We start from the raw sequence: 13,730 nt of genomic DNA, 5'->3' as shown, positions 1-13,730 counted from the left end.
CTACTATCAACAATCGCCCTGATTCATCTTCATTGCCAGACCAATAAACAACTCTCGTCAGCTCACCTTCATCAGGTTTTAAGCTAGCCTGAATTTCGCTCGCCTCGGCAGCCAAGGTCTCCCAGCCACCTTGAGGCTTTTCTCTGATGTCGATTGCTGCGTTAATCAGTGCGTCATCTAAAGCTTTATACGTGCCCGTCCACGCCCCTGATGATTCTGAAAACTGCAAACGCAAAGCGTCATGTTTTTGATAAAGCGCTTTAATAAGCATGGGCAAACACTGCTCATCGAAGTTAGGAGACATTTTCAACATCACAGCCTGATTGACATGGTGCCAATCCGTTTTATCCGCAAGTAACGCTTGTTGAATTGGGAGTAATACAATCTCTCCTTCCACTTTTTCAGGAGCGGCGTCATAAAGCTGTTCAGCGCGTACCTGCTGAGCCAATAATCTAATGGTTGGTGCATCAAACAGTGTTTTAACACTAAAGTGAAGACCTTGCTTAGCTGCACGTGAAACCAGCTGAATCGATAGAATAGAATCCCCACCCAGTTCAAAAAAGTTTGCTGTTACACTCACTTCCGATTCTGGTAATTGTAACAATGTCGCCCATAATGCTTGTAGCTTTTGCTCTACCTCACTTTCGGCTTCGGTATGTTCATGAGAGCTCAATACACCTGAAGTAGGTGCCGGTAATGCTTTTTTATCTATCTTTCCATTGGGCGTAAGCGGCCATTTATCAATTTCTATTAATAAACTTGGGATCATATGTTCGGGTAAACGCTGACGGAGCTGATCACGCAGCTGCTCAACCTCTAGATTATGTTCAGATGACGCTTCAATATAACCGACTAAGCGCTTGCCATGCTCATAATCTTGAGCAATCACAACACTACTTACAACACTAGCTGATTGGATCAGAGCATGTTCAATCTCTCCTAATTCGATACGGAAACCACGAATTTTTACTTGCTCATCTTCTCGCCCTAAGAATTCTAAATTACCATCACTTTTATAGCGTACTAAATCACCTGTCTTATATATTTTGCCACTACCAAAAGGGTTATCGATAAAGCGCTCTGCAGTTAGCTCTTGACGATTTAGATAGCCCATAGCGACACCATCACCACCAAGGTATAACTCACCCACAGTACCAAATGGCAGTAACCGCTGTGCTTCATCAAGCACATAAACTTGGCTATTTGAAATCACTTTACCTATTTCGGGAACTCTGTTTAATTCAGAGTCAAATCGCATAAAGGTCGAATAAGTCGTGTCTTCAGAAGGTCCATATAAATTACAAACAAGTGGGCAGCCGGTACCTAAAATGCCATTAACTAAATCAGCTTTTAATGGCTCTCCACACAAGTTAACAATTTTGGTCCCTGAAGGGATCGCGTCATTTTCAACTAACGCTCTTGCAGCTGATGGTACGGTATTGACTAAAGAGACATCGACAGACTCGGTTAATAATGACATGGCATTTTCGACTAAAATACATTGATAGCCAAAACACAGTGGGGTAAATATCTCGAATATTGATAAATCAAAGTTGAGAGAGGTCGAAGCCAAGATACGGTCTAATTCTTCAGGTGAATATGCTTGCTCTGTCCATCGAAGCAAACTCAAGGCATTTTGATGGCTCACCATAACACCTTTTGGTAGGCCTGTTGAGCCCGATGTATAGAAAATATAAGCCAGCTCTGGCTCTTCACTTCTAGGCAATGTAGGAAGAACGATTTCATTTGTCTCATGCGTGAGACGAGCTTCTATAACATGGACCTTTTCAAGCGTCGTCGATTGGAGACCATGTCCTTGCGTCACAATCAGATGTTCAAGTTTGGTATCTTCGATCATAAACTCGATACGGTCTGCAGGGTACTTAGGGTCTAGAGAAACAAATGCTCCACCCGCTTTTAAAATACCCACTAAGCTAACTATAAGCTCGAGAGAGCGCTGACCACACAAGCCAACAATATCCCCTCTTTTTAAACCGCCTTGAAGCAGCTCTTTCGCCATTGCATTTGCGTGATGATTAAATTCCTTGAAGGTAAGTTGTGTATCGCCAAATTCTATCGCAACTTTTTCTGGGTTTTGTTGTGCCTGTTGCTCTATAAGTTGGTGAAGTAATTCTCTTTTATCATATGGTAATACACTGTTATTCAGATCTTTAATCAAGTACTGCCGCTCTGGTTCTGGCTGAAATGGTAGATCCGAAATAGGATCACCTTGTTCCAAGCGAACTAATGCACTTAGTAATAACTGATATCCATCACTCAATGTCTGCATATAACTATCTGAGAATAGACTCGTGTCATAATTCCACGTAATGCTCAGGCCATCTGCGTTAATATTTAAATCCACTTCTAAGTCAAATTTAACAAACGCCTTGGTATTCTTAACAGTTGTAAACTCTATATCAGAAGCTTCAATCTCAGCTTCATTTTCCTCAAACTGAAAGTCATTGTTTATCGTTAGTAGAATTTGAAATAGCGGGGAGAAGGATTGACTTCGTTCAACTTTGATCCGCTCAAGTACTCTGTCGAATGGCACATCTTGGTTTGCCTGAAGATCACTGTGAACTTGTCTGACATGAGATAAGTAGCTTTTCAAATCTGGAGCGTCAGTCCCCACCCGCAGTACCATTGTGTTGACAAAAAACCCTATTAACGCGTTCAACTCAGCTTGGCTTCGATTGGCAATCGGTGTGCCAATCACGACATCATTGGTGTTTCCATGCCTTGCGAATAGGAGAGCAAGCGCTCCATGAAGTAACATAAAAGGCGTAATATTATGTTTTTTCGCAAAGTTTAGTAATGTTGTTGCGATATTTGAACCATAATGCTTAGTAAACGTCTCCCCTTGATTCTGTTTAACTGCTGGTCTCTCTTCTTTTAAGGGGAGCCTATGCACAGAAGGGATGTCTTGTAAGTGACCGTCCCAATAATTAAGCTGAGATTCCAGCTCTTTCGTACCGACATGCTCTCTTTGCCAAGCTGCATAATCAGCATATTGTAATTCTAATTCTGGCAATGCGGCTTCACGCGTTGAGCACAAGGCAGAGTATAATTCGTAAAAGTCACGACGCAGTACTTGAAACGACCAACCATCACTTGCAATGTGGTGCATTGATACCACCATCAAACCATGCTCATCGTCGAATTTGATGTAGCTTGCTCGTAGCATTAAATCGCTTGCTAGGTTAAAGGCCTTGCGTTTATCTCGTTCAACTAATTCATCACTCGCCGTCTGTCTATCACTTTCGCTGCCAATATGGCTTAAATCATGTAGCTCTAGTTCAAACTCATTTTCATCGGCATTCAGAATATGCTGAAAGAGCACCCCATCATCTTCATGATAAACAGTTCGTAAAACCTCATGTCGTTCGATGATTCGGGCAAAAGCTTGCTGTGCATTGCTCGGGCTGAAGTTTCCTTGAACATGGAAGATCAACTGCATGTTATATTCAGTTGACCCCTTATTAATTGAATCAATAAACCAAAGTCTCTGCTGTGCAAAAGATGGAAGTGCCTTAGCTTGCTGTTGTGCTCTTTTCGGGATCGTCGTAGCTTGTGTACTTAGCTTATATAGCGCTTCAATGTAACCCTTTAATTCATCTTTATTGTTTATAAGTAACGCTTTTATATCTGAATTTAAATCCTTGGGTACCTTAAGGCTAATTGTTGAATCTGCTTTTCTATCGAAGACCACGCCATGCTCTTTTAGTTTTAAATACACTTCCCTCATCGTCATAGCGAAAACTCCTCATATTCTGTTGATTCTAATTGATTGTTCTGTTCTGTTTGCAAAGCTTCCAAATCTTCGAGCAGGCCTGCGCCCTCTCTGATGGTAGGAAACTCAAAGAGTTGTTTTAAGGACAAATTAACATTGAATTCATCATTGATTACGGCAACTAACCTAGAAGCAAGTAAGGAATTACCACCTGCTTCAAAAAAGCTTGATGTGACACTAATAGAACTCGCGTCGACCTGAAGTAACGCAGCCCAAATCTCATTTAATTTCGTTTCACTGTCAGTTTCAGGGGGTACAATCTCTGTCACATTTGAAACCACCCCAAGTGCCAATAACGCCTGTTTATCTACTTTTCCATTTTCTTTCGTTGGAATAGCGTCAACAGACACGATAGTGCTAGGCACGAAATAATGCGGTAGCTCTTTTAACAAAGCCTGCTTAATTCTTTGCTCGTCAAAAGTTGGCGATACGACATAAGCAATAATTCTGGAGGCATCACTGTCGTCATTTATCAAAGGGATCACAGCAGCGGATTTGACCTCTGACACTTTTAGTAAATGGCTTAATATTTCCCCAAGCTCTACTCTGTAACCGCGAATTTTAATTTGATCATCTTGCCTGCCAAAACATTCAAACCGACCTTGCAGGTCAACACGACCTAAATCTCCCGTATGGTAGACTGGCCCCTGCAGAGAAGAAGAAAATCCACCGGTGGCATTCTGGGTATACCCTCTGGCTAACGCAGCACCAGTGATAACAATTTCCCCGATGGCTCCAGGCGCAACTGGATTTGCATTGGTATCCGCAATATACGCCCCCACATGCTCTATCACTTCGCCAATTGGTAAACGACTTTGTGATGCTGACACGGCCACTTTGCTCCACATTACATCTGACATCACTTCTGTAGAGCCATATAAATTATAAAACTCGACCGCTGGCATCTGATTAAGTGCTTTAGATGCCAGCTGTACAGGGAACGGTTCACCACTTACAAACCAGTATTTCAATGTATCATTTATCTGTGATCGCACTGTGTCAGATAAATGTAAGATGCCATTTACTAAACTGGGAGCCGTCACGATACGGCTCACATTGCGCGCTGACAGTTGCTCGGCAAACGCGTTGACATCTTTCACCACGCTGCGCTTAAACAACGTCAATGTGCTACCTGCGCACAATGGCGTCAATACTTCCCATATCCCACGAATAAACGCACAAGATGTAATATGCGCCGTGACTTCGTCTGCTGAAAATGGCCACTTAGATATCATCCACTGAATTCTATTTGCAGTAGCCTGAAATGTACCTAATACGCCTTTTGGCTGACCAGTTGAGCCTGAGGTGTAGATGATATGGGCAATATCATCTCCCTCTCTATGTTCGATGGCAGGCTCTTTATCTTCAGCCAGCGTCAGTTCAGCCAAAAATTTACTCTGTTTCACGTTGTAACAAGTTAGCTCAAACTGCGACCAAATTTGGTCATCAACAATAACGAGATCTGCTTCTGCATCTTTAAGAATGAACTCAACACGATTGCGTGGTAACTCTTCACTGATGGGGATATACGTGCATGACAACTTTAATATAGCCAACATGTATACAATCCTGTATTCATCTCGACTGGTTGCAATTGCAACCCGGTGACCACGCGAAATATTATATGACTGCTCTAATACTGAACATGCCTTATTAACAAGCGTATTTAACTGTGTATAGGTGTAGCACGCTTCATCACTCCTTAGTGCAACATGATTCGGTACTTTTGCGACTTGCTGCAAAAACAACTCAACAACCGATGGGGGCTGCTGCAAAGACTTTTTAGGAGTCACTACATATGGAGAGGACCAAGGGTGTGATAAGACAGGTCGCGTTTCATGTTCAATGCAGTTTGTTATTAAGTGTATAAACTCACTCTGGTTAGTACGAATTGACTCTGCATCGAATATGGCTGCATCGTAGACCCAGCAAACGTCCAATGCACCTTGCTCAGACTCGCTGAAATACAAGGTTAAATCAAACTTATTCTCCAACTCATGGCCTTCAACACTTTGGAAAGTGACATTATCTAACCCGTCATTAAACGGCAACATAGCATCAAAATTAATTAAAACCTGAAAAACAGGGGAGATAAAGCGCTCTCTTGTTGGATTTACTTGCGCCACTAAGGTTTCGAAAGGAATATCTAAATACTTCGAGTCAGCAATAAAGTACTCTTTGGAGCGCTGTAAAAGCTCACTAAATGATGGGTTATCATCAAATTGGGTTCTCATCACCCTAGTTTGCAAGAACAAACCTATCATGGACTGTGCTTGTTCGTGGCTTCGACCTGAATCAGGCGCCCCGATTACCACATCGGTTTCTCGCGTAACACGCCCTAAATGCAACGCAAAAAGGGTTTTAAGCAAAATGAATAAGGTTGTGTCATGCTTGGCGCAATACTGTTTCATGCGTTGCACTAAATCAGGTGCTAATTGCTGTGTTAGCTGTCCGCCAACCCTTTTTCCTTGACGCGCATTATCAAGCGGTAAAGAGCTCACAGGCGGTATTCCGTCCAAACGCTGCTGCCAATAATCAAGCCCATCCTGATATTCAGATGACTCCGCTTTTTGCTGCTGCCATAAACACACATCACTGAATTGAACACTCAACTCAGGTAAATCACAATGGCGACTCAGTGCAATAGATTTATAATGTGCAATGAACTCTTTCATGATGACTGAAATCGACCATCCATCAGCAATTAAGTGGTGGACACCAAATAAAAGCAGCCCTTTGTTAGGGCCGATTTCTAGGTGTTTAGCTCTGATGAGAATATCATGAGTTAAGTCAAAGGGGAGCCCTCTAAAAGCGCTGGCATGTTGATGCAGTACAGGATCATCCAAACCCTGTGCCTCACCAACCTGTTCTCGCTCCAATGCGAATGCCACATCAGAGTGAATTCTCTGAAATGGCACGCCATTATCAACATAAAAGTTTGCTCTTAAGACTTCATGTCGTGAAATAATTTCATTAAAGGCACGTTCAGCAATATTTGCATCAAACTCACCTTCAACGGCTAACTCAAAAGACATCACATACTTATTGCTATCCGGTGATAACTGTTGAGCCAACCAAATACCTTGCTGTGATGGGGTCAAGGGGACCCGGTTTAGATCTTTATTTTCAAAAACCGGGATTGTCGCCTTGCGTTGGTTTAACTTTCTTTTTCTTAGGAAGCTAATCAATTCAGTTTTATTCTGCTGAATTTCAGATTTTATTTGCTCAGGGAAATGGTCGACTTTAAGTTTATATTTTAGCTGACCATCTTGTTCATAAAGTAGTACTCCCTGACGGCTAGCTTCAACCACTAACTGAGCTAACATCATAAGACCCCTTCTCCTTTTATTTCTCCTTGGGCCAGTTGTGTTTGAAGATCAAGCAGTTCTATTTCCGCTTCCACAAATTTAGCAACATCGCCCAATTCGGTTATATTTAAAAATTCTGTAATCGTCACTTGTATTCCGCTCAATGCAGACAGTTCAGCTAACATTCTAATTGCTAACAATGAATTTCCACCGAGCTCAAAAAAGCCAACATTTAAATTTATTGCACTTGTCTCGACACCCAATACCTTTGCAGTCGCTTGCGCAACCCATTTTTCTTCTTGTGTAACGGGCACTCGAAAACCTTTAGCCATTTCTGTGCTTTCAATGGCCGGTAATTTTGCTGTATCAATTTTGCCATTAATGTTTTTTGGCAAATTGTCGAGTATCGCGAAAAACGTAGGAACCATGTAGCTTGGTAGAGAATCTGACAAGGCTTCTCTTAGCTTCGCAGTCCATGTTTCATGATCAATTTCAGCTGAGCATACAACGTATGCTGCTATATTTTCAATCTTATTTGCCGACTCAACCACCCTTACAAAGGCGTCAACAACCCCCTCTACTGCAAGTATTTTTCTCTCAATTTCAAGCAGCTCAATACGGAACCCTCGCAGTTTAACCTGACTATCTTTGCGGCCCATATATTGTAACTCTCCGTTATCTAAGTAACGGGCCAAGTCGCCACTACGGTATATTTTTTCTTTTACCTGACCGTATGGGTTATCAACAAACTGTCTTTGTGTCACCTCGGGTAAACCTAAATAGCCTTTTGCCAATCCAGCTCCAGCTATGCAAATTTCTCCCACAGCCCCTTTAGGTACTGGTGCGAGCTGTTCATCAAGCAAATAAAAAGTCTGATCTTTTAGACTATGGCCAATTGAGCCATTATCTAATTCATGACGCTTCAACTTCTTAATCGTACCATGCACAGTTATTTCTGTAATCCCGTACATATTTACAAGTTGTGGTTTATTATCTCCGAAAAAACTTACCCAATTTACAATGCTGTCAGACTTTAAAGCTTCACCACCAAAAATAATGTATCTCAATTGAGGGAAACTAAGCTGATTTTCAACCGCATAGTGTGCAAAGTTACTAAATGCACTGGGTGTTTGATTAAGTACGCTTACTTTATTTGTGATACATAACTCACTCAATACTGCCGGATCTAATAAGTTTTCGTGCTCTGGGATCACCAATGTTCCACCAAACAATAATGCCCCCCACATTTCCCATACACTAAAATCAAACGCCAATGAATGAAATAACAACCAAACATCTTGATCATTAAAACTGAAATCCGCCTCAGTCACTTCAAATAAGCGCAGTAAATTATAGTTGCTTTGTGGTATGCCTTTTGGCGCACCTGTTGAGCCTGACGTATAAATAATATAAGCATCATCTTCTGGCATTGGTTGATAATTTAAAACTTTGGTGTCGTAATGATTCGCTTCTAAATGCCTCATTAACGCTTCATCATAAAGTAAATAATCCTCACCAAAATCCAAAGTATCTTCAGATACATTATCGTCACACACAATAATTCGAGCTAACTGTGCGTCATTTGCTTGATATTTTAGTCGTTCCACAGGCGCTTTAGGATCTAATGGGATGAAAGTAACCCCCAACTTCAACGCCGCAAGTATGGCAATCACACTCCTCGCATTTCTGTTTACGACTATGCCTATTTTTTCTTTTGCTTCAATCCCAAGAGATTTAAGATGACAAGCCAATTGCGTTGCATGCTCATTCACTTGGGCATAGCTCAATGTTTGATTTGCATGTATCAAAGCAACTTTATTTGGGAACAATCCAGCCTGTTGTGTAAATTGTTCAATTGGTGTGATTGAGTGTTCTACTGTCACACGTGATTCTGTTGGCTGAACAATTAACTCTGTTAGCTGAGCTTCAGATAAGATATTAACGTCACGCAGCCTAGTCGCATTCTCGGTCACAATGCTAGTTAAGCCCGTTTTTAATTGTTCCAAAATCGAAGATGCTTTATCTGATGTAAATAAACCACTGTCATACACAAGACTAAATGCCCAGCAATCGTCTTCAAACCAGCAATTAAAGTCTAAGTCAAATAACGCTGTCTTATAATTTTCAGGTAGTTCCTCAATATTTAAACCGTCTAACGACAGGTTCTCCAGCTCAATATTATTCATCGCTAAAACAATCTGAAATACTGGGTTGTAAGCAGCACTTCTAGCGACTTCTAGAGCATCCACTAGCATATCAAAAGGCACATTTTGGTTACTTTGCGCTTCAATGTTTACTTGCTTTACATGTGCAATATATTCATCAACTGTCTCTATATTGGTATTCACCTTCAACGCCAATGTATTGGCAAAAAAGCCAATGGTATTGTCTAAACAAGTGTGGTGCCTATTTGCCACAGGCGTTCCGATCACAATGTCTTGTTGGTTACTATTACGAGATACAACCAGTGATAAAATAGAATGGACTAAAACAAATGGTGTGATCTTTTTAGTTCGGGCAAATTGCACAAGACGTGAACTGACTTCTTGGTCCAGCTTAAACTCAAGTTTAGCAGCGACATTTGATTTCTCAGCTGTTCGCTCAAAATCTAGCGGTATGCTATGTAATGCAGGAGCCTGAGTCAGCTGCTTTTTCCAGTATGTTAGCTCTTTATCCAATAACGTTTTGTCTAACCCTCTTTGCCAATGTGCGTAATCACTAAATTGATGACTCACCTCAGGAAGGTAAAGCGCTTCTTGACGGCTTAATTGGCCATATATTTCTTTAAATTCAGACCACAATAACGCCATTGACCAACCATCTGTGGCAATATGATGCACAACAATAGTGAAAATACTCTGCATTTGAACTGGCTGTTGATTAAGCATTATCAAATCAGCTTTTATTAACAAATCGCGACTCAAATCAAAGGGCTTTGCCTTAAACTCTGCCACTTTGTCATAAAGCAAATTCTCTACGCTCCCATCCTTAATATCCAGCTCACTTGTAGTTATTTTAAAGCTCTGCGCAGATCTAACTTTTTGATATGGGATACCTTCATCAACATAGTAAATGGTTTTTAAAATATCATGACGCTCGATGATCTTTTTTAGTGCCATTTCAGCCAAAGAGATATCGAACTCTCCAGTTACTTTAAATGAAAAAGCAATATTATATTCAGCAGCACCACCTTTTAATTCGTCAATAAACCATATTCGCTCTTGCGTATGTGCTAAAGGCACAGCCACATCTTCAGCAATGCGCTGTATTGGTGGTAGTACAGTAGCCTCACTAGCAGTCTCTATTTTACCTGCCAATGCACGAATTGTCGGATAGTGAAATATATCCGCTACACTTAGCTGTACATCAAATTGAGCACCAATCTTTGCGACCAACTTAACAGCGAGTAATGAGTGACCTCCGATTTCAAAAAAGTCTTGCTCAGCGCCTATATCACTATTTGAATTAAGTAACTCACCCCAAATACGTTGAAGCGATAACTCAACTTCGCCCTCTGCAGGTGTCATGTCTAATGGCTTTGCATTTTGGCCATACTGTTGCCACAACTTTTCTTGGTCCAATTTGCCATTTTTAGTCAACGGCCACTGTTCCACCACTACAACTTCGCTCGGTACACACACACTTGATAACTGCGCTTTAAGGTGTGCCATAATATCGCTTATCAAGTTTTCCGTGACGTCACTGCATTTTGCATATTTAATAAAAGCAACTAGGTTGTCTTGAGCTTCCTTATGCACTAACACATGACAGGCACTGACCTGCGAAAACATCATTACTTCATTTTCTATTGCCGATGGTTCAATGCGGTAACCTCGAATCTTCAACTGTCTATCATGCCTGCCACAATATTGAATCGTACCGTCTAAGTTATAGCGACCGATATCACCTGTTTTATAACGCTTTTTACCATCATTACTTAACTCAAATCCCCCTGAGCTTTGCCCATCGAGATAGCCATGGGCAATGAATGGACTTTCAATCCATATATTCCCTATTTCACCAACACCGCAAGGTAAACCTTCGCTGTTTAATACCTTGATAGATACACCTTGTAATTGCTGTGCCAGTGGCACTACATCGCCCCCCTGTGAGTATTCAAGTGGGATTTCATAGACAGCTAAAGCTTGCTGAGTTTCCGTTGCACCATAGAGGTTGAATAGCTTTGCATTAGGCACATAATGCCTTAGCTGTGACACTGTTTGCGCTGAGAGAGGCTCTCCAGCCAACATCATCGCATTTAATGAGGCCAATGACTCAGGTGCGTCACCTGCTAGCGCATTTGCTAAAGTTGGTGTCAAATTCAACATAGAAATACCACAGCGATTCAGCCAAGGACGTAGCGTATCGATATCGTAAGCCGCACATGGTGGTATAAACAATTGAGCACCCGCTAGTAAGGGGAGGAAAATATCTCTATGCATAGGATCATGCCCAAGCCCCGACAACAAGGCAGCGTTATCATCGCTGGTAATACCAAACTTCTCAATCTGGCCTTCAAACATAGTCGCAAGTGAAGCATGCCCCCCCATGATCGCTTTACTCGCACCAGTCGTACCGGATGTAAACGCAATATAAGCGACATCATTAATATCGACATGAGGCCACTGTGGTGCCTCACTAAGTTCTGTATCATTAAGCATAAATTCAATCTGCTGCACGTCTGCATTGGCAATCAATCCAGATACATCAACATCACTAATTAAAGACGTTATATGACTGGCTTTAGCTACTTGCAAGCAATCAGACATCATACCTGAAGGCAGGGAATTGGGGAGCAAGCAAAATGCAGCGCCCGCTTTCAAAATGCCAAGTATGGCTGGGACCAATTCAAGTTGACGATCTGTGACAATAGCAACGACATCTCCCTTACCAACTTGCTGTGCCATTAGATCATTAGCAAAATTATCAACACAATGACCCAGAGATTGATAACTCAACTGTCTGTCATCATCGCTCAATGCTGTTTTTTGACTATGTTGCTCAAAACGTTGCATCAATTGTGTCACAATTACGCTGTCTTGATGTGGCACTTCTAAAGGCTGATACGGGGCTTCTTCACTGGGTAAACATAACGTGTTGATTGCTTGGTTACTAGATTCACTGATGTGCGATAACAAATGCAAATACTGCTCCATCATGCACGCAATACGTTCAGCTTTAAATTTATTACTGTTAAAGTTGAAGGAGATCTCAAGCCCGTTATCACTCTCCTCAATATAGAGGGTGATATCAAACTTGGATGCTTGCTGCTCTAAATTTAGCTGCTCAATCTCCAAACCAGATAAAGTCGGTGCTGCGGTCGGGTAATTTAAATAGTTGAAATAGATATTGAACAGTTTGCTCTGACTACTACCCTGTTTAATAGCAATATCTTGAAGGCATTCATAAGGAATTTGCTGATTTTCAAATGCGCTGTAGGTCAGCATTTTCAGAGCTTGGTAGTAATCCGCTACCGTCGCCTCACAGTCAATAGGCTGCCTAATCAATAAGTGATTAATAAAGCATCCAATCATGTGATCTAAATAAGCTGCATGGCGACTCCCATTGGCACACCCGACAATGAAATCTTGCCTGTCTGATAACTTGCTCAAGAGTATGTTGAAAGTGCCAAGTAAAAAAACAAATGAAGTGATTTTTTGATTTTTACAATAAGCTTTTAGTTTTTCCAACTTTTCAGCTGAAAGCTTCGCATCAATACTGCCCGAGCCATTACCAGCTTCAAGTGAGGAAATATGATCTGTTGGCAAGTCTAAATTTTCCGGCATATCCTCTAAAGTTTGTTGCCAAAATTTCAGCTTTTCTTTTCCATCTGAACTCAATAACCACTTTGATTGTGCCCCTTCATACTCTCGATACTGGGCTTTTAACGGCTCAATATCGAGTGCAGAGCCATCCACTAATTGAGTGTAAAGCTCAGCTAATTCAGAGACTAAAATATTTACCGACCACCCATCTGAAATAATATGATGTTTTGCGATCACTAAAACATATTCTTCGCAGTTTAGATCAACCAAAGTACACTGAAACAATGGACCCGTAGACAGGTTAAAACGTCTTGCATTTTCTGACTCTACTAACTCAACTAAATTAAACACCTCTGGCGAACTTTGTAATGTGATTAGCTTATGAGCGTTGGCTTCTTGTACAACAGCCTGCGGTTGACCCTTTTCGCTGCGATACACTGTTCTTAAGGACTCATGCCTCATTACAATAAGGTGAAGTGCTTTTGCTAGTTGAGCAATATCTAACTTCCCAGTAAATTTAAAAATCTGTAAAGGCATATTATTTGCCGCACCAACTTGCTCAACCTCGTCTAAGTACCAAAGCCTTAACTCTTCACTGGAAAGTGCACGCGGTGCTTGCCTGTCATTGCTCTTTGCGTTGTTTTTGACTTCTAAATGTAAAAAGTCATCGAGGGATTGCGCATTCTTAGTGCCAGAGTTTGCGTTTCTCAGTACATCTTTTATTTCTTCTTTTTGCTCAATCAGAGCTTTTTTTAATTCAGGTTGATCCCAGCCTTTGGGAAATTTACAAACCAGTTGTGAATTAGACAAAGATAGTGATACGCCGCTCTCTCTCAGGCGCGTAATTAAAGTAAGTAATTGCAT

3 protein-coding genes (1 of these 3 running past the window's edge) are annotated in these 13,730 nt (G+C 41.3%); all 3 read right to left on the bottom strand.

The genetic code is table 11. The annotated features are described in order from the left end of the window. Tightly spaced (each overlapping or abutting the next), the 3 genes in view from QNM16_RS16675 to QNM16_RS16665 form a layout consistent with a single transcriptional unit that may run on beyond the window. On the bottom strand, positions 1-3,754 hold the 5' portion of the coding sequence (locus QNM16_RS16675; RefSeq protein ID WP_284021554.1) for a non-ribosomal peptide synthase/polyketide synthase. It extends 16,412 nt beyond the left edge of the window; the window shows 3,754 of its 20,166 coding nt (coding positions 1-3,754); the start codon lies at positions 3,752-3,754; the stop codon falls past the left edge of the window. Next, entirely contained in the window at positions 3,751-7,122 is a 3,372-nt protein-coding gene (locus tag QNM16_RS16670) for a non-ribosomal peptide synthetase (RefSeq protein ID WP_284021553.1), read from the bottom strand. The genes QNM16_RS16675 and QNM16_RS16670 overlap by 4 nt, the downstream gene beginning before the upstream one ends. After that, positions 7,119-13,730 (bottom strand): non-ribosomal peptide synthetase, encoded by a 6,612-nt coding sequence (locus QNM16_RS16665; RefSeq protein WP_284021552.1) that lies wholly within the window; start codon positions 13,728-13,730, stop codon positions 7,119-7,121. Before QNM16_RS16665 ends, QNM16_RS16670 begins: the two co-directional genes overlap by 4 nt.

It is taken from the genome of Pseudoalteromonas umbrosa, from assembly GCF_030125375.1.
Lineage (GTDB): Bacteria > Pseudomonadota > Gammaproteobacteria > Enterobacterales > Alteromonadaceae > Pseudoalteromonas > Pseudoalteromonas umbrosa.
This window is presented reverse-complemented; position numbering and strand designations above follow the sequence as displayed.

Coding starts and splice junctions, on each gene's coding strand:
- QNM16_RS16665 (WP_284021552.1), bottom strand. CDS start 13,730: ATGCAATTACTTACTTTAATTACGCGCCTGAGAGAGAGCGGCGTATCA.
- QNM16_RS16670 (WP_284021553.1), bottom strand. CDS start 7,122: ATGATGTTAGCTCAGTTAGTGGTTGAAGCTAGCCGTCAGGGAGTACTA.